Origin of the sequence: Luteimonas sp. MJ250, from assembly GCF_039548455.1 — a bacterium.
Classification (GTDB): Bacteria; Pseudomonadota; Gammaproteobacteria; order Xanthomonadales; family Xanthomonadaceae; genus Luteimonas.
Genome location: NZ_JBCLVB010000014.1, coordinates 161,681 through 182,081 on the forward strand (window position 1 = coordinate 161,681; position 20,401 = coordinate 182,081).

General features: G+C 69.7%; 17 protein-coding genes, 2 pseudogenes and 1 riboswitch. Of the genes and pseudogenes, 9 read left to right on the top strand and 10 right to left on the bottom strand.

Annotated elements, in window-relative coordinates; all coding sequences use genetic code 11:
• Positions 1-137: 137 nt before the first annotated feature.
• The 4 genes from WCE37_RS11915 to WCE37_RS11930 are packed head-to-tail and all read right to left on the bottom strand — an operon-like array spanning position 138 to position 3,233.
• On the bottom strand, positions 138-485 hold the full coding sequence (locus tag WCE37_RS11915) for a BolA family protein (RefSeq protein WP_343279555.1): 348 nt from the start codon (positions 483-485) through the stop codon (positions 138-140).
• A 43-nt stretch (positions 486-528) separates the two neighbouring features.
• A complete protein-coding gene (locus tag WCE37_RS11920; protein WP_343279556.1) occupies positions 529-1,758 on the bottom strand; it encodes an acetate/propionate family kinase in 1,230 nt (409 codons plus the stop codon).
• A complete protein-coding gene (locus WCE37_RS11925; RefSeq protein WP_343279557.1) occupies positions 1,755-2,723 on the bottom strand; it encodes a bifunctional enoyl-CoA hydratase/phosphate acetyltransferase in 969 nt (322 codons plus the stop codon). The genes WCE37_RS11920 and WCE37_RS11925 overlap by 4 nt, the downstream gene beginning before the upstream one ends.
• Positions 2,724-2,774: 51 nt before the next feature.
• Positions 2,775-3,233 carry a helix-turn-helix transcriptional regulator gene (locus WCE37_RS11930; RefSeq protein WP_343279558.1) on the bottom strand — a complete coding sequence of 153 codons (459 nt, stop codon included), beginning with the start codon at positions 3,231-3,233 and terminating at the stop codon, positions 2,775-2,777.
• A 189-nt stretch (positions 3,234-3,422) separates the two neighbouring features.
• Between WCE37_RS11930 and WCE37_RS11935 the strand changes: the two genes are divergently transcribed.
• The 5 genes from WCE37_RS11935 (at position 3,423) to WCE37_RS11955 (ending at position 8,963) form a co-directional block, all read left to right on the top strand.
• Positions 3,423-4,148 (top strand): glycosyltransferase, encoded by a 726-nt coding sequence (locus WCE37_RS11935; protein ID WP_343279559.1) that lies wholly within the window; start codon positions 3,423-3,425, stop codon positions 4,146-4,148.
• Between the two features lie 81 nt (positions 4,149-4,229).
• Entirely contained in the window at positions 4,230-6,845 is a 2,616-nt protein-coding gene (gene acnD / locus WCE37_RS11940; protein ID WP_343279560.1) for a Fe/S-dependent 2-methylisocitrate dehydratase AcnD, read from the top strand.
• Between the two features lie 7 nt (positions 6,846-6,852).
• Entirely contained in the window at positions 6,853-8,049 is a 1,197-nt protein-coding gene (gene prpF / locus WCE37_RS11945; protein ID WP_343279561.1) for a 2-methylaconitate cis-trans isomerase PrpF, read from the top strand.
• A 2-nt stretch (positions 8,050-8,051) separates the two neighbouring features.
• Positions 8,052-8,405 (top strand): 6-carboxytetrahydropterin synthase QueD, encoded by a 354-nt coding sequence (gene queD, locus WCE37_RS11950; protein ID WP_343279661.1) that lies wholly within the window; start codon positions 8,052-8,054, stop codon positions 8,403-8,405.
• A 156-nt stretch (positions 8,406-8,561) separates the two neighbouring features.
• Complete coding sequence (locus WCE37_RS11955) at positions 8,562-8,963, top strand: phasin family protein (RefSeq protein WP_343279562.1); 402 nt, start codon at positions 8,562-8,564, stop codon at positions 8,961-8,963.
• A gap of 137 nt (positions 8,964-9,100) precedes the next feature.
• Here WCE37_RS11955 and WCE37_RS11960 read toward each other — a convergent pair whose 3' ends face one another.
• The 3 genes from WCE37_RS11960 to bioD all read right to left on the bottom strand — a co-directional run bounded on the left by WCE37_RS11960 (position 9,101) and on the right by bioD (position 14,354).
• Complete coding sequence (locus tag WCE37_RS11960; protein ID WP_343279563.1) at positions 9,101-12,283, bottom strand: multidrug efflux RND transporter permease subunit; 3,183 nt, start codon at positions 12,281-12,283, stop codon at positions 9,101-9,103.
• A gap of 5 nt (positions 12,284-12,288) precedes the next feature.
• The gene (locus WCE37_RS11965) at positions 12,289-13,467 is read right to left on the bottom strand and encodes an efflux RND transporter periplasmic adaptor subunit (RefSeq protein WP_343279564.1); all 1,179 of its coding nucleotides are present in this window, start codon (positions 13,465-13,467) and stop codon (positions 12,289-12,291) included.
• 158 nt (positions 13,468-13,625) lie between these two features.
• A complete protein-coding gene (gene bioD, locus WCE37_RS11970; protein WP_343279565.1) occupies positions 13,626-14,354 on the bottom strand; it encodes a dethiobiotin synthase in 729 nt (242 codons plus the stop codon).
• On the opposite strand from bioD, the gene WCE37_RS11975 reads away from it, so the two are divergent.
• From WCE37_RS11975 to btuB, 3 genes are all read left to right on the top strand, one after another.
• The gene (locus tag WCE37_RS11975; RefSeq protein ID WP_343279566.1) at positions 14,353-14,838 is read left to right on the top strand and encodes a GAF domain-containing protein; all 486 of its coding nucleotides are present in this window, start codon (positions 14,353-14,355) and stop codon (positions 14,836-14,838) included. The genes bioD and WCE37_RS11975 overlap by 2 nt on opposite strands.
• A 17-nt stretch (positions 14,839-14,855) precedes the next feature.
• A complete protein-coding gene (locus WCE37_RS11980) occupies positions 14,856-15,206 on the top strand; it encodes a TfoX/Sxy family protein (RefSeq protein WP_343279662.1) in 351 nt (116 codons plus the stop codon).
• Between the two features lie 55 nt (positions 15,207-15,261).
• Positions 15,262-15,501, top strand: a riboswitch (cobalamin riboswitch).
• 121 nt (positions 15,502-15,622) lie between these two features.
• The gene (gene btuB / locus WCE37_RS11985) at positions 15,623-17,497 is read left to right on the top strand and encodes a TonB-dependent vitamin B12 receptor (protein ID WP_343279663.1); all 1,875 of its coding nucleotides are present in this window, start codon (positions 15,623-15,625) and stop codon (positions 17,495-17,497) included.
• Between the two features lie 28 nt (positions 17,498-17,525).
• Here btuB and gph read toward each other — a convergent pair whose 3' ends face one another.
• Together gph and WCE37_RS11995 are read right to left on the bottom strand one after the other, a co-directional pair.
• On the bottom strand, positions 17,526-18,185 hold the full coding sequence (gene gph, locus WCE37_RS11990; protein WP_343279567.1) for a phosphoglycolate phosphatase: 660 nt from the start codon (positions 18,183-18,185) through the stop codon (positions 17,526-17,528).
• Positions 18,186-18,260: 75 nt separating this feature from the next.
• A pseudogene (locus tag WCE37_RS11995) lies at positions 18,261-19,025 on the bottom strand (HAMP domain-containing sensor histidine kinase); the annotation flags it as partial.
• A 2-nt stretch (positions 19,026-19,027) separates the two neighbouring features.
• Here WCE37_RS11995 and WCE37_RS12000 point away from each other — a divergent pair.
• Positions 19,028-19,249, top strand: a pseudogene (locus tag WCE37_RS12000) (lipid-A-disaccharide synthase N-terminal domain-containing protein); the annotation flags it as partial.
• A gap of 20 nt (positions 19,250-19,269) precedes the next feature.
• Here the strand turns inward: WCE37_RS12000 and dinB are convergent.
• Positions 19,270-20,337, bottom strand: a complete 1,068-nt coding sequence (dinB, locus tag WCE37_RS12005; protein WP_343275354.1) for a DNA polymerase IV — start codon at positions 20,335-20,337, stop codon at positions 19,270-19,272.
• Positions 20,338-20,401: the final 64 nt, after the last annotated feature.

Sequence of the window (20,401 nt, forward strand, 5' to 3'; positions counted from 1 at the left end):
AGTGCCGGCCCGCGCGGAACCTACTGTGGCATTGCTTGCCGCGTCTTGCATTGTGCGGCGCAGCGGCACGCGCCGCCGGCCAGCGACAAAGCATGCGTGTCAAGCCGCCGTGGCGGGCAGTTCCCGCGCGGCGGAACTCAGGCCTTGCGCGATCGCGCGATGGCAGGGTTCCTGGCCGGAGCATCGTGCCTGCTCCCGCCCATGCAGCGCGGCGAATCGGGCGCGCTGCCCTCGCCGGACCACTCCGCGGCGGTGTAGGTGTGCAGCGCGAGCGCGTGGATCTCGCCCATCAGTGCGCCCATCGCTGCGTACACGGACTGGTGGCGCCGGACCGGCGACTTGCCTTCGAAAGCGTCGCTGGCGATCACCGCCTTGTAGTGGGTCTCCAGCCCGCGGCTGTGCATGTGGCTTTCGTCCAGCACTTCGAGGTGGCTGGGAGACAGTGCCTGCAGGGCGGCCTGGATGCGATCGATCTTCGTGCTCATGGCGGCATTATCGCCGGTATCGAAGCGGCGGGCCTGACTGGCGCTAGGCCAGGCACCCGAGTGCCTGCCGCGCGGCGATCCATTCCTCATTGGTCGGCTCCACGCACACCGGCACGCGGCTTGCCGGCGCGGAGACCGTGGCCGCGTTGGCCTCGTTCGCCGCGTCGTCCAGGACCAGGCCCAGGAAACCAAGGCCCGCGCACACGCGTTCGCGGATGAAGGCGTTGTGCTCGCCGACGCCGGCGGTGAACACCAGCAGGTCCAGTCCGCCCAGCACCGCGACCATCGCGCCGATCTCACGCACGATCCGGCGCACGTACAGGTCCAGCGCGGCGCGCGCGCGCTCGCCGGCCAGACCCTCGTCGCCTTCGTGCCTGACGATCACGCGCGGCTCCGGCGAGATGCCGGACACGCCCAGCAGTCCCGAGCGGTGGTACAGCAGCTGCCCGACTTCCTCCAGGCTGAGCTTCTCGATCTCCATCAGGTACAGCACGGCCCCGGGATCCAGTGCGCCGGTGCGCGTGCCCATCATCAGGCCGTCGAGCGCGGAGAAGCCCATTGTCGTCGCTACGCTCTGCAGGTCATGCATCGCGCACAGGCTGGCGCCGCTGCCGAGGTGGGCGACGATGGTGCGACCGCGCGCGACCTCGCCGTGGCGCTCAGGCAGCGCGGTGGCCATGTAGGCATACGACAGGCCGTGGAAGCCGTAGCGCCGCACGCCGCGCTCCCAGGCATCCCAGGGCAGCGGCAGGAGCTGCTCGACCATCGGGATGGTGTGGTGGAAGCCGGTGTCGAAGCAGGCCACCTGCGGCAGCCGCGGATACTCGCGCAGCAGGATCGAGACCGCCTCGAGCGCGAAGGGCTGGTGCAGCGGCGCCAGCGGAATGAAGCCGCGCAGGTCCTCGAGTACGCCGTGGTCCACGCGCACCGGTTCGAAGTACTTGCTGCCACCGTGCACCACCCGGTGCGCGACGGCGCCGACGCGACGCCCGGCGAGGCGTTCGAGGATGCGGTCGCGGATCAGGGCCAGCGCGCTGCGATAGGGCGCGTCGGCGTCGAGCCCGATCGCGAACGGCGCGATCCCGCTCTCGCCGAAGTCGGGCGCGGGGCCACCGATGCCCTGCACCTTGCCGTTCCACAGCGCCCTGCGCGGCAGTGGATCGACGCCGCTGTCGTAGACCGCGAACTTGATGCTCGACGAGCCACAGTTGAGCACCACCACCAGGTCGGCGCCGGAGGACTCCACCGCCGGCGCCGCGGGATGTCCACTCATGGTGGGCTCTGGCGATAGTGGTGTGCGAGCATGAGCGCGATCGCGCACGAGGCCATGCGCGACTCGCGCGGATCGGCGCGGCTGGTCAGCACCACCGGCACCTTCGCGCCCAGCACGATGCCGGCGCTGGCGGCCTGGCCCATGAAGATCAGCTGCTTGGCCAGCATGTTGCCGCTCTCGAGGTCCGGGACCACCAGGATGTCGGCCTGCCCCGCCACCGGCGACGAGATGCCCTTTGTCTTCGCGGCCTCCATCGACACCGCGTTGTCGAAGGCCAAGGGGCCGTCGAGGACACCACCGGTGATCTGGCCACGGTCGGCCATCTTGCACAGCGCCGCGGCGTCGAGCGTGGCCTGCATCGACGGGTTCACGGTCTCCACCGCGGCCAGGATCGCCACCTTGGGCAGGGCGATCCCGAGCACCCGGGCCAGGTCGATGGCGTTCTGGACGATGTCCGCCTTCTGCAGCAGGTCCGGCGCCAGGTTGACGGCGGCATCGGTGACCAGGAACGGCCGCGGATAGTGCGGCGTCTGGATCACGAAGCAATGGCTGACGCGGCGCTTGGTGCGCAGGCCCGAGGCCGAGGCCACCACGGCCGACATCAGTTCGTCGCTGTGCAGGCTGCCCTTGATGATGACCTCGACCTCGCCATCGCGGGCCAGCCCGGCCGCGCGTACGGCCGCGGCGTGGCTGTGCGGCACGTCCTCGACCGGGAGGCCGGAAATGTCGAGCCCCGCCTCCTCCGCCGCCGCCTCCAGCCGCGCGCGCGGCGCCACCAGCACAGGCTCGACCAGGCCTGCATCGCGCACGTCCAGCGCCGCGGCCAGGCTCAGCGCATCGCAGGGATGCACGATGGCGGCGCGCACGGGGGGCAGGTTGGCGACGTGGTCGAGCAGGCGCGCCAGGCCGTCGTTGCCGTTGGCGTCCTTGCGATGCGCCGGCTGCGCCGGATGGTCTGTCGTCATCGGTGTCCTTGGCTGGCGTGGCACTTCCGCAGGTCGGTTCAGGGCTGCGGCTTACTCGCCCGTGCCCGCTTCGAGCCGCTTCGCCGCTTCGCGCTTGCCCATGCCGCGGAGCGCGGCCAGGGCCTGCACCTGCGCCTGGCGCGGGACGGTCTTGCCGGCTTCCCAGTTGTAGATCGACTGCCCGCTCACGCCGGCAAGCTGGCCGTATTCCGCCGCGGACAGGCCAAGCTTCTCGCGGTGCGACTTCAGGCCCTTGGCCTGGAAACGGACGCGCGGGGCATCGCCGTCAGCCGCAGGCGCCGCCGCCTTGTCCGCGCGCGACGGCCGCGCCCCGGATTTCACCTGCCGCGCCAGGGCCGCCACCTCGCGCTTGAGCGCCGCGATATCGCGCCGGTAACCGGCATTCGCCTTGCGCAGGGGCTCGAGCTGGGTTTTGGCTTCCTTGCGGGCAAGGCGCGCGATTTCGGCTTTCAGGACGGTTGCAAGATTGGCCACCAGGTACGACTCCATATTTCAATCGGGGGAATAGTGGGCGAGTCTAGTTTTGAATGCTTCCGGCGTCTAATACTTGTTTTCGAAAAATTATCATCACTGCTTTCAACCGGATTATCAGGAGCCCGTCACACGCCCGCATGCACGGCCCCGTGCAGACTGGTGGCCGACCCGCGACGCCACGTTGAAACAACCACAGGAGCCGATGTGCTTTCGATCGTCATCCCCGCGCACGACGAGGCGCCCGTCATCGCCGCGACGCTCGAGGCAGTGGCGCGCGCCACTGGCGGACTTGGCGAGAGCGTGGAGGTGATCGTCGTCGATGACGCCTCCACCGATGCGACCGCCGCGATCGCCCGTGCACAGGGCGCCCGCGTGGTGCAGGTCGACGTGCGCCATATCGCCGGCGCGCGCAACGCCGGCGCCGCCGCGGCGAGCGGCGACCGCCTGCTGTTTGTCGATGCCGACACGCTGGTCAACCGCCCCGCGCTGGATGCCGCGATGCAGGCGCTCGATGCCGGCGCGGCGGGTGGCGGCACCGCCGTGCGCTTCATGCGCCCGCTGCCGCTCCACGTCCGCCTGTTCGAATCAGCCTCGATCCTGCTGTTTCGCCTGTTCCGCATCACCCCGGGCTGCTTCATCTTCTGCAGCCGCGAGGCCTTCGACGCCGCGGGCGGCTTCGACGAGGGGCTGTACGTTGCCGAGGACATCGCCCTTGGGCGCGCCCTGGCCAGGCAGGGGCGGCTGGTGATCCTGCGCACGCCGGTCGTTACTTCGGCGCGCAAGATGCACACCTATTCACTGGCCGAAAAACTCGGATTCACGCTGCGCTTCCTGGTGTCGCCGCGGCGCATCGCGCGGACCCGCGATGCCCTGCCCCTCTGGTACGGGCCGCGGCGGCACCAAAAGCCCGGGACGCCTACGGCAGAGTGAGCCGGCGCCGGGCAGCGGCCCGCGGCCGGGGAGCGGCGCAGCGATACAATGGCCCGACTCCCGCCAGCGCCCGCATTCCAGATGACCAACAGCAAGCACCGCAAGCCCCTCCCCGGAACCTCGCTCGACTGGTTCGACGCCCGCGAAGCCGTGGAGGCGCTGCAGTCCGGCGCCTGGGACACCCTGCCCTATACCGCACGCGTGCACGCCGAGAATATCGTCCGCCGCGCCGATCCCGCGTTGATCGCGGATTATCTCGGCCAGCTGATCGAGCGCCGCCGCGACCTGGACTTCCCGTGGTTCCCCGCGCGCGTGGTCTGCCACGACATCCTCGGCCAGACCGCGCTGGTCGACCTTGCCGGCCTGCGCGACGCCATTGCCGATGCCGGCGGCGACCCGGCGCAGGTGAATCCGGTGGTGCCGGTGCAGCTGATCGTCGACCACTCCCTGGCGGTGGAATGCGGCGGCTTCGACCCCGACGCATTCACCCGCAACCGTGAAATCGAGGACCGGCGCAACGCCGACCGCTTCCATTTCATCGACTGGACAAAAAAGGCCTTCCGCAACGTCGACGTGATTCCGCCGGGCAACGGGATCATGCACCAGATCAATCTGGAGAAAATGTCGCCGGTGGTTTATGTCGACGACGGCGTCGCATTCCCGGATACCTGCGTCGGCACCGACAGCCATACCCCGCACGTGGACGCCCTGGGCGTGATCGCGATCGGCGTCGGCGGCCTGGAGGCCGAGAGCGTGATGCTCGGCCGCGCCTCGTGGATGCGCACGCCGGAAATGATCGGCGTGGAGCTTTCAGGAAAGCCGCAGCCCGGCATCACCGCCACCGACGTGGTGCTGGCGCTGACCGAATTCCTGCGCCAGCAGAAGGTGGTCGGCGCCTATCTGGAATTCCGTGGTGAAGGCGCCGCGGCGCTGACCATCGGCGACCGCGCGACGATTTCAAACATGGCGCCGGAATATGGCGCGACCGCGGCGATGTTCTTCATCGACAACAACACTCTCGACTACCTGCGCCTCACCGGCCGCGAAGACGAACAGGTGGCCCTGGTCGAGACCTACGCCAAGGCCGCCGGCCTGTGGGCTTCGGATCTCGCCAACGCGCAATACCCACGGACGCTGCACTTCGACCTGTCCAGCGTGGTCCGCAACATGGCCGGCCCGTCCAATCCGCATCGCCGCCTGGCGACCAGCGACCTGGCCGAGCGCGGCGTCGCCGGCGACCTGGCCGGGGCGCGCGCGCAGGAAGCCGAAGGCCTGCTGCCCGACGGCGCAGTGATCATCGCCGCCATCACCAGCTGCACCAATACATCCAACCCGCGCAACGTGATCGCCGCCGCGCTGCTGGCGCGCAATGCCAACGCGCGCGGGCTCACCCGCAAGCCCTGGGTGAAGACCTCGCTGGCGCCGGGCTCGCGCGCGGTGCAGCTGTACCTGGAAGAGGCCAGGCTGCTGCCCGAACTCGAACAGCTCGGCTTCGGCATCGTCGGCTTCGCCTGCACCACCTGCAACGGCATGTCCGGCGCGCTCGACCCGGTGATCCAGCAGGAAGTCATCGACCGCGACCTGTACGCGGTGGCGGTGCTGTCGGGCAACCGCAACTTCGACGGCCGCATCCATCCCTATGCCAAGCAGGCTTTCCTGGCCTCGCCGCCGCTGGTGATCGCCTATGCCATCGCCGGCACGGTGCGCTTCGATATCGAGAAGGACGTGCTCGGCATCGACGCCGACGGCCAGCCGGTCACGCTCAAGGACCTCTGGCCCAGCGACGAGGAGATCGACGCGGTGGTCAAGGCCAGCGTCAAGCCGGAGCAGTTCCGCCGCGTGTACGAACCGATGTTCCGCATCGCCGTGGACGACGGCACGCGCGTGGAGCCGCTGTACGACTGGCGCCCGATGTCGACCTACATCCGCCGCCCACCCTACTGGGAGGGCGCGCTGGCCGGCGAGCGCAGCATGAAGGGCATGCGCCCGCTTGCGGTGCTCGGCGACAACATCACCACCGACCATCTGTCGCCGTCCAACGCGATCATGGCGTCCAGCGCCGCCGGCGAATACCTGTCGAAGATGGGCCTGCCCGAGGAGGACTTCAATTCCTACGCCACCCATCGCGGCGACCACCTGACCGCGCAGCGCGCGACTTTCGCGAACCCGAAGCTGCTCAACGAAATGGTGCGCAACGCCGACGGCAGCGTGCGCCAGGGATCGCTGGCGCGCATCGAGCCCGAAGGCAAGGTCACCCGCATGTGGGAAGCGATTGAAACCTACATGGAGCGCAAGCAGCCGCTGATCATCATCGCCGGCGCCGACTACGGCCAGGGCTCCAGCCGCGACTGGGCCGCCAAGGGCGTGCGCCTGGCCGGCGTCGAGGCGATTGCGGCGGAGGGTTTCGAGCGCATCCACCGCACCAACCTGATCGGCATGGGTGTGCTGCCGCTGGAGTTCACCGCCGGCACCACCCGCGAAACCCTGGGCATCGACGGCACCGAGACCTTCGACGTCACCGGCATCCGTTCGCCGGGCGCCGCGCTGACGCTGGTGATCAATCGCACCGATGGCAGCAGTACCGGCGTGCCTGTGACCTGCCGCCTGGACTCCGACGAGGAAGTGTTGATCTACGAGGCCGGCGGCGTGCTGCAGCGCTTCGCGCAGGACTTCCTTGCCGCCAACACCCCCGCCTGAGCACTCGATGAGCAACCTTCCCCACGCCCCGCAGCTGAAAATCCCCGCCACCTACATGCGCGGCGGCACCTCCAAGGGCGTGTTCTTCCGCCTCGAAGACCTGCCCGAAGCCGCGCGCATGCCCGGCCCGGCGCGCGACGCGCTGCTGATGCGCGTGATCGGCTCGCCCGACCCCTATGGCAAGCACACCGACGGCATGGGCGGCGCGACCTCGTCGACCAGCAAGTGCGTGATCATCGGCCCGTCCACGCGGCCCGGGCACGACGTCGACTATCTCTACGGCCAAGTGTCGATCGACACCGCCTTCGTCGACTGGTCGGGCAATTGCGGCAACCTCAGCACCGCGGTTGGTCCGTTCGCGATCGCCAACGGCTTCATCGATCGGGCGCGGCTGCCGGAGAACGGAAGCTTCGCCGTCCGCGTGTGGCAGGCCAACATCGGCAAGACCATCGTGGTGCACGTGCCGGTCACGAACGGCGAGGTGCAGGAAACCGGCGACTTCGAGCTCGACGGCGTGACCTTCCCGGCGGCCGAGATCGTGCTCGAGTTCATCGACCCGTCCGACGACAGCGGCGACGACGGCGGCGCGATGTTCCCCACCGGCAACCTGGTCGACGACCTGGAGGTTCCCGGCGTCGGCACGCTCAGGGCCACGATGATCAACGTCGGCATCCCGACGGTCTTCGTCAACGCCGCCGACATCGGCTACGCCGGCACCGAGCTGCAGGACGCGATCAACGGCGATGCAAAGGCGCTGGCCATGTTCGAGGCCATCCGCGCGCACGGTGCCCTGCGCATGGGCCTGATCGATGATCTTGCCGGCGCCGCCACGCGCCAGCACACGCCCAAGGTCGCCTTCGTTTCGCCCCCTGCGGACTACGCGTCGTCCAGCGGCAAGGTGATCGCCGCGTCGGACATCGACCTCAACGTGCGCGCGCTGTCGATGGGCAAGCTGCACCACGCGATGATGGGCACGTGCGCGGTGGCGATCGGAACCGCAGCGGCGATCCCGGGCACGCTGGTTGACCTGGCCGCGGGCGGCGGCGGGCGCGAGGCGGTCCGCTTCGGGCATCCATCGGGCACGCTGCGCGTGGGCGCCGAGGCGCAGGAAGCCGATGGCCGCTGGACGGTGGCGCGCGCGATCATGAGCCGCAGCGCGCGGGTGCTGATGGAAGGCGCGGTCCGCGTGCCGGAAAAGGAATGAACATGGATATCTTCAAGGTCTTCACCATCGAGTCCGCGCACCGGCTGCCGAACGTGCCCGAGGGCCACAAGTGCTCGCGCCTGCACGGCCATTCGTTCCGGATCGAGCTGCACGTCTCGGGCGAACCAGGCACGGATACCGGCTGGGTCATGGACTTCGCCGACATCAAGGCCGCGTTCAAGCCCTTGTACGACCAGTTGGACCACCACTACCTCAACGATATCGAGGGATTGGAGAACCCGACCAGCGAGCGCCTGGCGGTGTGGATCTGGGAGCGGCTGCGGCCCGCGCTGCCGCAGCTGTCCGAGGTCGTGGTGCACGAAACCTGTACCTCCGGATGCCGCTATCGCGGCTGATACACAGCCCCCACCAAAAGCCCCGCTCCCACAAACGCCCCTTGGCCTTCGAACCTGAACGTGCCGACGAGCGGTTGTTGCACCGCAACATAGCCTGGTTTATGCTGCAACGCACAAACCGGCACTCCCTGCCGGATACTCAGCAGGAAACCCGCCATGTACCAGAACACCAACGAGCAGTTCACCGCCGCCGCCCGCCAGTTCGCCGACACCGCCGCCCAGGTCAACCGCCTGGCCCTGGCCGGCGCCGAGAAGGCCATCGGCCTGCAGCTGTCGACCATCGAGCAGAACACCAACGCCGCCTTCGCCTTCTGGGGCGAGCTGGCCGAGGTCCGTGACTTCGACGGCCTGAAGGCCGTGTGGCCGAAGGGCGTGCAGGTTGCCCGCGAGAGCGCCGAGCGCTCGGTCAGCGCCAGCCAGGAAGCCTTCGGCCAGACCGTGGCCACCAACGAAGCCATTGTCCAGATCGCCAAGGGCCAGGTCGAGTCGGCCACTGCCCAGGCGCAGGAAGCCGTCGAGGGCGCCACCAAGGCCGCCGCCGGCAAGACCCGCAAGTAATCGGTGAATGGTCCCGGCAACGGGACCCGGGCATCGCGCGACCCTCTCCCCGCGCGGCGTTCGAATACCGGGCCCGGCAGTTCACGCTGCCGGGCTTTTTCGTGTCTGGCCTGGCAGATACGCCAGAGCCGCGACGATCAGCCCACCGACACCTGCGGCGGGCGCGGACCGTCGCCATCCGGCGGCACATCATCCAGCCGCTCGCCCAGCAGGCGGCGCACGCTGACGAAGAACACCGGGATCAGCAAGAGGCCGAGGAAGGTCGCGAACAACATGCCGCCGATCACGCCCGTGCCCAGCGCATGGCGCGCGTTGGCACCGGCACCGCTGGACAGCGCAAGCGGCGTCACGCCCATGATGAAGGCGAAGGACGTCATCAGGATCGGGCGGAAGCGCATGCGCGCGGCCTCGATCACCGCCTCACGCAGACTCTTTCCGGCGGCGCGCTCAAGCACCGCGAACTCGATGATCAGGATCGCGTTCTTGGCCGCCAGGCCGATCACCGTGACCATGCCGATCTTGAAGAAGATGTCGTTCGACAGCCCCGGCCGCAGCATCGTGAACACCACCGCGCCGAGGATGCCCAGCGGCACCGCCAGCAGCACCGCCACGGGGATCGACCAGCTCTCGTAGAGCGCGGCCAGGCACAGGAACACCACAACCACCGACAGCACCAGCAGCAGGGTCGCGGTATTGCCGGCGATGATCTCCTGGTAGGACATGCCCGCCCAGTCGTAGCCGAAGCCCGCGGGCAGCTCTTCGTCGACGATCCGCTCCATGGCGCCCATGGCCTCGCCGGAGCTGTGGCCCGGCGCCTGGGAACCGACGATGTTCACCGCCGAATAGCCGTTGTAGCGGGTCAGCGAAGGCGTGCTCATGGTCCATTCGGCGTCGACCACGCTGGTCAGCGGGATCATGTTGGGCGTGCCGTCGGCGTTCGGCGCGGCCGGCGTATAGAAGCGCGACAGCGAGCCGGGATCGGTGCGGTAGGGCGCATCGGCGCGCATGTTGACGCGCTTCACGCGGCCGTCGGCGAAGTAGTCGTTGACGTACACCGGCGCCAGCATCAGCTGGATCGCGCTGTAGATGTCGTTGACCGACAGCCCCATGGCCTGCGCCTGCACGCGGTCGACGGTGAGCTTGAGCTGCGACGCGTCCTCGAGCGTGTTGGGCCGCACCGCGGTCAGCGATGGATCCTGCGCCGCCGCGCCCAGCAGCTGGTTGCGCGCCGCGGTGAGCGCTTCGCGGCCGAGGCCGGCGCGGTCCTGCAGGTACATGTCGAAGCCGCCGAACTGGCCCAGGCCCTGCACCGTGGGCAGGTTGACCACGAAAATCTGCGCGTCGCGGATGGCGTACAGCGCGCCATTGGCCTCCTGGATGAAGTCCTGCACCGTGCCGTCGCGCTCGCCCCAGTCGGTGAGCTTGATGAACGCCATGCCGACGTTCTCGCCCTGGCCGACGAAGCTGAAGCCGGCGATCTGCATCATGCCTTCGTAGCCGGGCACCTGCTCCAGCGTGGCGCGGACGTCTTCGAACACCGCCTGCGTGCGCTGCAGGGTCGAGCCCGGCGGCAGCTGCACGATGGCCATGGCATAGCCCTGGTCTTCTTCCGGCAGGAAGCTGCCCGGCAGGCGCGCGAGCAGCACGCCGGCGAGCACGGTCAGCGCGGCGAACACCAGCATCCAGCGCGGCGCGTGGCGCACCGCACCGCTGATGTGGCGCACGTAGGTGCCCGCGATGCGGTCGTAGTACTTGTTGAAGGTGCGGTAGACCACGTTCTGGCGCCTGCCGCCGTCCGCCGCGTCGGGGTCGGGCTTCTCGTGCTGCTTCAGGAACGTCGCGCACAGCGCCGGGGTGAAGCCCAGCGCCAGGAACGCGGAGAAGCCCATCGCCACGGCGATGGTGATCGCGAACTGCTTGTAGATCTCGCCCGAAGCACCGCCCTGCAGTGCGCTCGGGATGAACACCGCGGCCAGCACCACGGTGATCGCGACCACCGCGCCGGTGATCTGGTCCATGGCCTTGATCGTGGCCTCGCGCGGCGGCAGGTGCTCCTCGGCCATGATGCGTTCGACGTTCTCGATCACCACGATCGCGTCATCCACCACGATGCCGATCGCCAGCACCATCGCGAACAGCGTCAGCTGGTTGATGGTGAAGCCGATCATGCTCAGGCCGAGGAAGGTGCCGAGCAGCGCCACCGGGATCACCAGCGTCGGGATGATCGTGGCGCGCAGGTTCTGCAGGAAGATCAGCATCACCAGGAACACCAGCACCATCGCCTCGATGAGGCTCTTCACCACCTCCTTGATGGAGATGGTGACGAAGGTGGTGCTGTCGAAGGGGCTGAACCACTCCACGCCCTGCGGGAAGCTGCCCTGCAGCTCGTTCATGCGCGAGGTGACGCCCTCCGCGACGGTGAGCGCGTTGGCGCCGGGCAGCAGCTGGATCGCGAATGCGCCCGTGGGCTGGCCGTTGAACTTGCTGTCGAAGCCGTAGCCCTGGGCGCCGATCTCGATCCGCGCCACGTCTTTCAGGCGCACCGTGCTGCCTTCGGCATCGGCGCGCAGGATGATGTCGCCGAACTGCTCGGGGGTGGAGAAGCGGCCCTCGGCCGAAACCGTGGCGGTGAAGCCCTGGCCCTTGGGTGCCGGGTCGGCGCCGATCGATCCGGCGGCGAACTGCACGTTCTGCCCGCGCACCGCCTGCAGCACCTGGGTCGCCGACAGGCCGTAGCCCTGCATCCTGTCCGGGTTGAGCCAGATGTTCATGGCGTACTCGGAGCCGAACTGCTGGGTGCTGCCGACGCCGGGCACGCGCGCGATCTGCTCCAGCACGCTGGCGCCGATCAGGTTGTTGAGCGCGTTGCGGTCGAACGACGGCGTCGACGAGCGCAGCCCCACCACCATCAGGAACCCGGCGTTCGCCTTGGCCACCACCACGCCCTGCTGGGTGACCTCGGTCGGCAGGCGCGGCGTCGCCAGGGCGACCTTGTTCTGCACCTGCACCTGGGCGATGTCCGCGTCGGTGCCGGTCTGGAAGGTCAGGGTGATGCTGGCGCGGCCGGACGAGCTTGAGCTCGAACTGAAGTACAGCAGGTTGTCGATGCCGGTGAGCTGCTGTTCGATCACTTGGGTGACCGCGCGCTCGGTGGTGGCGGCGTCGGCGCCGGGGTAGCTCGCGCCCACGGTGACCTGCGGCGGCGCGACGTTGGGATAGGACTCCACGCCCATGTTGAGCAGCGCGATCACGCCCGAAAGCGCGATCAGGATGGAGATGACCCAGGCGAAGACCGGATGGTCGATGAAGAAACGAGGCATCGGGGTCAGCCCTGCGCGGCGGCGTCGGCGGCGGTGTCATCGCCAGCGGGCGTGGCCGGCGCGGCGCCGCGAGCGCCAGGCGCCGCGGACGGCTGCCACGGCGTGGCGGTGGCAGGCTGGCCCGCCTGCGCGCGCTGCAATCCCGAGACCACCACGCGGTCGCCCGCGGCCAGGCCTTTGCTGACGATCCAGCTGCCGGCCTCGGCGCGCGCGGTGGTGATGTCCTTGCGGACCACGATGCCGTCGGCGCCCACGACCATCACATAGGGGCCGGTGGCATCCCGCTGCACCGCGGCCTGGGGCACGGTGAACACGCCGTGCTGCACGCCCAGCGTCGCCACCAGGGTCACGTAGGTGCCCGGCAGCAGGCGGCGGTCGGGATTGGGCAGGGTGGCCCGCAGCGACACCGCGCCTGTCTCGGGATCGACGACGTCGCCCGAGAAATCGAGCTCGCCGGCGTGCTCGTAGACGCTGCCGCCCGGCAACAGCACCTGCACGGCCACCGGATCTTCGCGATCGAGCTGCATGCCGCGCACTTCATCGAGTTCGCCGGCGCCCATGCTGAAATTCACGTACAGCGGGTCGATCTGGTCGACCGTGGTCAGCAGCGTCGCCGTGCCCTGCCCGACCAGCGCGCCTTCGGTGACCTGCTGCTTGCCTGCTCGGCCGGAGATCGGCGCGCGCACGGTGGCGTAGCCGAGGTTGATGTTCGCGCTCTCGACCGCCGACTGCGCGGCCTGCACGGCGGCGTTGGCGCTGCGCTCCGCGGCCAGCGCGTTGTCGAGGTCGGACTGCGAGATGAAGCGCTCCGGCGCGAGGCTGCGCGCGCGCGTGGCGAAGGCGCGGGCGTTAGCCTGGTTGGCGCGCGCCTGGGCGAGCGCGGCCTGCGCTTCACCGGCGGCAGCGCGCAGCGGCGCGGGGTCGATCTCGAACAGCACCTGGCCTTTCTCGACGTCGCTGCCTTCCTGGTAGACGCGGCGCTGGATCACGCCGGGGACACGGGCGCGCACGTCGGCGCTGCGGTAGGCGGCCAGGCGGCCGACCAGGTCGCGGCGCAGGGGCTCGTCCGAGGGCTGCACGGAGACGACGCCCAGTTCGGGCGGCGGCGGCTGCTGGGCCTCCTGTTCGCCGCCGCATGCGGCCAGCGTCGCGCTCAGGATGAATGCAATCAGGATGCGCCGCATGGGTGCCTCTCGGAAAGGGTGACGAAAACAGGTCGGGGAGTATGACGCCGCCGGGGACGCAGGCGCCGTGCCTGAAGTCAGGGATCGGCGATGCGCACATGGTGCCGCCGGCGTGGCGGATCGATGTGAACGCCGCGTGGTCGGCCCGCTGACGCGGGTCAGGCGCCGGTCACTGCGGCCGGCCCGCCACCGGCGACGGCGCGCGCCGCCGCCGCCAGGCTGGCCGCAAGGGCGCCGGCATCCACGACGGGGCCGGCGTGCGCGACCACGCCCATGCAGGGAGCCGGCAGCGCGGCCTCCAGCAGCGCCAGGTAGTCCTCGCGCCGGCCGAAAGCAGGGTCGACCGCGCAGCCCACCCAGCCCAGCAGGCGGCAGCCGTCGGCGGCGATGGCGCGGGCGCTGAGCCGGGCGTGGCTGAGGCAGCCCAGGCGCAGGCCCACCACCAGCAGCACGGGCAGGCCCAGCACGCGCGCCAGGTCGGCATGTTCGATGCCGTCGGCCAACGGCGACAGCCAGCCGCCGGCGCCTTCCACCACCACCGCGTCGGCACCCGCCGCGAGCCGTGCGTAAGCCGCCAGCACGGGCGGCATGGAGACCGCGATGCCGGCCGCACGGGCCGCAAGCTGGGGCGCGGTGGCTTCGGGCAGACGCCAGGGATTGACGTCGGCGTAAGCGGGCACGGGGTCGCTGGCGGCCTGCAGGGCCAGTGCATCGTCATTGCACAGGCCTTGGGCCGTCGCCTCGCAGCCTGCGGCCACCGGCTTCATGCCCACCGCGCGCAGCCCGCGTGCGCGCAGTGCATGCAGCAGGGCCACGCTGGCTACGCTCTTGCCGACGCCGGTATCGGTGCCGGTCACCAGCACGCCGCGCGCTACACTTGGACTCATGTTCACATCGCAGAGTCTAAGCGGCGACAAGCCGCAGCAGTACGCCCAGCTCGCCGCCCAGGCGCGCGCCCTCCTCCATGGCGAGCGCGACCGCATCGCCAACGCCGCCAACCTCTCGGCGCTGGTCTACCACGCACTGCCGGAGCTCAACTGGGTTGGCTTCTACTTTTACGACGGCACCGAGCTGGTGGTCGGCCCGTTCCAGGGCCAGCCCGCCTGCGTGCGCATCCCGCTTGATCGTGGCGTCTGCGGCGCAGCCGCACGCAGCGGCGAGACCCAGCGCGTGGACGACGTCAACGCCGTCGCCGACCACATCGCCTGCGACGCCGCGTCGCGTTCGGAAGTGGTGGTTCCCCTGCACCGCGACGGCGCGCTGGTGGGGGTGTTCGACCTCGACAGTCCGGTTCCGGCCCGGTTCGACGTTGAAGACCAGAGGGGACTCGAGGAGATCGCACGCGTGTACGTGGAATCACTGGGCTCGTGAGCGCCCAACCGCTCAAGATGCGCAACATCGGGCCGAAGTCGGCCGCATGGCTGCGCCAGGTGGGTCTGAGGACGCCGGAAGACCTCATAGAAGCGGGTCCGCTGGAGGCATTCATGCGCATCAAGCGCGCCGGCTTCAAGCCCAGCCTCAACCTGCTGTATTCGCTGGAAGGCGCGCTGCGCGACTGCCACTGGCAGGACGTGCCCGACGAACGCCGGGTCGAACTGGTCGCCGCCGCCGAGGCCGCGATCGCCGAACTGCCGCCGCCGCGCAACCGCCCGCCTGCCGGGCCGGTGACCACCACGGTCATGCAGGACGACGATGCGACGCCGGCGCCGCGGCTGTTCGACGAGGCCGTTGACGACTGATCCATTCGCGGCGGTCACGCGTCACCGCGACTGTCGCGCACCATCCCGCTGCCGTACACTGCGCGCACTTTCTGGTGACCCGAGGGGATTCCCCCAAGGGTTGAAACGGGAAGCCGGTGACCTTCCGTCCGCGCCACGCGGGCGAAGCATTCCGGCGCTGCCCCCGCAACGGTAAGCGAGGAAACACCCCGGCAAACCGCCACTGTGCATCCGCACGGGAAGGCGCCGGGGCTGGTCGGCACTGCACGCCGCCCGCCCGCGAGCCCGGAGACCGGCCCGGAAGCCACTGGTTGCGATGCGGAGGGCATTGCGGCGGCAGTTGCGCCGTGCCCCGCATGTCGCCCTCCGTCGGATCCTCCACGCGCGACTTCTTCCACACCGGTCGCGCGGGCGTGCGCGACGCATGGAGTTTCCGAATGAAGCCGCACTACACCTTTCTCCCGCTGGCGATCGCGCTGGCCCTGTCACCCGCTGCCCGTGCCGCCGGCCGGGCCCAGGCCACCGAGCTCGACACGATCGTGGTCACCGCCACGCGCACCGAGCTCAATGCCATCGACAGCAACGTCCCGGTGCAGGTGATCGACCGCGAGGTGATCGAACGCAGCCAGGCCACCTCGCTGCTGGACCTGCTGCGCGGTCGCGCCGGCATGGACTTCGCCAACCAGGGCGGCGCCGGCAAGCTCAGCTCGATGTTCCTGCGCGGCACCGAATCCGACCACGTGCTGGTGCTGGTGGACGGCGTGCGCATCGGCTCGGCCACCGCCGGCATGAGCTCGTTCCAGGACCTGCCGCTGGAGCAGATCGAACGCATCGAAGTGGTGCGCGGGCCGCGCTCGAGCCTGTACGGCGCCGAGGCGATCGGCGGCGTGGTGCAGATCTTCACCCGGCGGCCTGCTGAAGGCCCGATGCAGGGCAATTTCAGCATGGGCGCGGGCAACAACGGCTTTCGCGCGGCCAGCGCGGGCATCGGCCGGCGCACCGGGCGCGCCTGGTTCCAGGCGCAGGGCGCGTGGCAGCGCACCGACGGCATCGACGCCTGCCGCGGCACCGCTGCCGGCTGGGGCGCGGGCTGCTTCGTCGACGAGCCCGACCGCGACGGCTACCGGAACGCGTCGGTGAGCCTGCGCGGCGGCGTTGAGGTGTCCGATACCCTGGATCTGGAAGGCCATGCGCTGCTTGCCGATGCCTTCAACGAATACGACGGCAGCATCTTCGGCGGCAACGAGGCCGACAACCGGCAGCAGGTTCTGGGCACGCGACTGAAGTGGCGGCCGCGCGCCAACGTCGACCTGGACCTGCGCGTGGGCCGCTCGGACGACCGCGCCCTGACCCGCTTCCACGATCCCGTCGACGACAGTCGCGACTTTGCCAGCCGCATCAACACCCGTCGCTTCACCGCCTCGGCGCAGGGCGACGTGGCGATCGGCGACGACCAGGTGCTGAGCGTCGGCATCGACTGGATGCGCGACGCGGTGGAGGCCAGCACGGCCTACATCGAGGACCGCCGCGACAATACCGCCGGCTTCGTCGCCTGGCAGGGCCGATTCGATGCGCATGCCTTCGAAGCCAGCCTGCGCCACGACGACAACGAACAGTTCGGCGGCCATGCCACCGCGAGCGTCGGCTACGGCTTCAGTTTCGCCGACGGCTGGCGCCTGACCGCCAGCGCCGGCACCGGCTACAAGACTCCGACCTTCAACGATCTGTATTACCCCGTGTATGGCAATGCCGACCTGCGGCCGGAGGAGTCGCGCACGGTCAACATGGGCCTGGCGCGCCAGGGGCAGAACCGGGGCTGGACGTTCAACGTGTTCGAAACCCGGATCGACGAGCTGATCGGATACGACACCGACTTCGCCCTGCTCAACGTGGACGAGTCGCGCATCCGCGGCGCCGAACTGACCGCGCACGCGACGCTGGCCGGCTGGGACCTCGGCGCGGAGCTCGGCCACATCGATCCCCGCAACCTGTCGCCTGGACCGAACCACGACAGGCTGCTGCCGCGGCGCGCGCGCAACAACGGGCGTATCGACGTCGATCGCGCGCTCGGCGATTTCCGCATCGGCGCATCGGTGCTGGGAAGCGGCGCGCGTTATGACGATGCGGCGAACACCGTGCGCCTGGGCGGTTTCGCCACGGTGGACCTGCGCGTGGAGTACGCGATCAATCCCGAGTGGACGCTGCAGGCGCGGGCCAGCAACCTGTTTGACCGCGACTACGAGACGATCGCGTGGTTCAACCAGCCGGGACGGGAGTACGGGCTGACGCTGCGCTATCGCCCCGCGAAGTAGGCCGCCGCCTTTGTGGGAGCGGCGGACGTCAAGGACGGGCAAGGGTGGTCAAACCCTCAAGTCCATCGAGGACAGCCACCGCCCCCGCGCGCTCCAGGTCGAAATCACGCGGATACCCGTGCCGCAGCAGCACCAGGTCCATGCCGGCCGCCTTCGCGGCGCCGGCATCGGCTTCGGAATCACCCACCATCAGCGTGTCCGCCGCGGACACGCCGTGCAGCGCCGCCAGGTGCAGCAACGGCATTGCATCCGGCTTGCGCTCGGCCAGCGTGTCGCCGCCGACGACGTGGGTGAACCAGCGGTCGATGCCCATCGCATCGCTCAGCACGCGCGCCATGCGCTCGGGTTTGTTGGTGGCCATGGACATCGCCACGCCAGCATCCGCCAGCGCGGCCAGCGTCTCCGTGGTGCCCGGATACAGGCGCGCGTGCAGCAGCAGGCACGCTTCGTAATGGACCATCAGCCGCGGCATCACCGCGTCGACATCGGCATCGCTGCCGGCGTGGCGCAGGGCGCTGTCGAGCAGCACGTGCGTGCCCAGGCCGATCCACGCGCGTACGGTGTCTTCGTCCTCGCGCGCGTGGCCGAGTTCTTCCAGGGTGCGATTGACCGCCTCGGCGATGTCGGCGGCGCTGTCGACCAGGGTGCCGTCGAGGTCGAACAGCACCAGCGACCAGGGGAATGACACAGGGCGTCTCCTCGGCTTCATCGGACGGCAATTGTCGCCGGCGCACCGCGGGCGGGCCAGCGCAAGGCGGGCCGCTCAGGCAAGGACACGGGCCTTCGACAGGTCCAGGCGCGTCGTCGTGCCCTGCCACGGCCGCGACGTGATCTCAAGCGTCCAGCCCAGGTGCTCGCACAGCCGCGAGATCAGCTCCAGGCCGATACCGCCGCGCGCCATGCGCGCATAGATCGCGCTGATCTCCTCGGGCGTCATGCCGTGTCCGGGATCATCGATGACCACCGCGGCGGCATCGATGCGGATGTCGATCCCGCCGCTGTCGCTGTTCTCGATCGCATTGCGCAGCAGGTTGCCGATGGCCGCCTGCACCACCGGCATCGGCGCCAGGATCTTGCAGCGCGGCGGCGGCTGCAGCGCCAGCACCAGACCCTTCTCGCGCGCCATCGGCAGGTGGTCATCGATGATCTCGGGCAGCAGCTGCGCGAGGTCGATGCGATCGCTGGCCTGCGCCAGGCGTCCCGGCTCCTTGGCCAGGACCAGCAGCAGCGCGATCAGGCGCTCGACCTCGCGGCCGGTGCGGCTGATGCGCGCGATCTGCTGCCGCGCGGCGTCCGGCACGCCGGTCTGCGCGGCGGCAAGCTCCGCCGCGCCCGAGATCACCGCGATCGGCGTCCGCAGCTCGTGGCTCATGCTGTCGATGAACACCCGTTCGCGCTGCACGTACAGCTCGTTGCGGGCGATGTAGTCGTTGAGCGCCTCCGCGATCACCACCAGCTCCGAGCTGGCATCCGCCGGCAGCTCGATGCGCTGGCCGGTGCGGTCGGGGCGCAGGTGCCCGATGCGCTGTGTTCGGCGCGCTGCTGTTCGGCGCGCGATGGCTGCTGCAGTTCGGCGCATCGCGGCGCGCCGGGCGCGCGGTGGTGCCGCGCAGCTTCTGGATCCTGAGCCTGTGCGGCAGCGGGCTGACGCTGGCGTACTTCGTGTTTTCCGACAAGCAGGACGCCGTGGGCGTGCTGCAGAACCTGCTGCCGGCGCTGACCGCCGCCTACAGCCTGTGGCTGGAACTGCGCCCCGCGCGACGCGTGGCGCTTCAGCAGGAGGCGAACAACGGCGCCTGGAGCGGCGCTTCCTCCGGATCGCGAAAGCCGGCCAGCCCCACCCCGGCCAACCGGTAGCGCGTCGACGCCGGCAGCGACACGCGCTCGCGCAGCGCCAGCGCGATGGCGGTGAACTCCGCAAGCGTCGCCGGCGGCATGTCGGGCGTATGGCTGCGGGTGAGGATGCGAAAATCCGAGGTCTTGAGCTTCAGCACCACCGTGCGCCCGACGCGCGGCGTCTTTCGCGTGGCATCCCAGGCCTTGGCGGCCAGGCGGCGCAGCGCGTCCTCGAACTCGTACAGCGTGAGGTCGTGCTCGAAGGTGTCCTCGGCCGAGATCGACTGCACCGGCTGGTCGGGCTCCACCGGGCGCTCGTCGATGCCGCGCGCACGCCGGTACAGGCCGGCGCCGAAGCTGCCGAAGCGTGCCTGCAGCTCTTCCAGCGCGAACGCGCGCAGGTCGCCGACGGTGGCCACGCCGATGTCGGCGAGCTTCTGTTCCATCACCTTGCCCACGCCCGGGATCTTCGATACCGGCAGCGGCGTCAGGAAGGCTTCGACCTGGGACGGCTTGACCACGAACTGGCCGTCGGGCTTGTTCCAGTCCGAGGCGATCTTGGCCAGGAACTTGTTCGGCGCGATGCCCGCGGAGGCGGTGAGCGCGGTGGCCTCGCGGATCTCGGCGCGAATCATGCGCGCGCTTTCGGTGGCGCTGGGTGAGGCGATCTTCGGCGCGGTGACGTCGAGGTAGGCCTCGTCGAGCGACAGCGGCTGCACGAGGTCGGTGTGGCGCAGGAAGATGGCCCGGACCTGCTTCGACGCCTCCTTGTAGCGCACGAAGTCCGGCGGCACGAATACGGCGTCGGGGCACAGGCGCTCGGCGCGCACCGCCGGCATCGCCGAACGCACCCCGAACACCCGCGCCTCGTACGAGGCCGCGCACACCACCGAGCGCGCGCCGCGCCAGGCCACGACCACCGGGCGGCCGCGCAGGGACGGATCGTCGCGCTGCTCCACCGACGCGTAGAAGGCGTCCATGTCGATGTGCAGGATCTTGCGCATGTGCGCATTATCCCGCAGCGCTGCCGGATGGGCTGCAGGAGCGGCCAGAGCGCCTGTGGGAGCT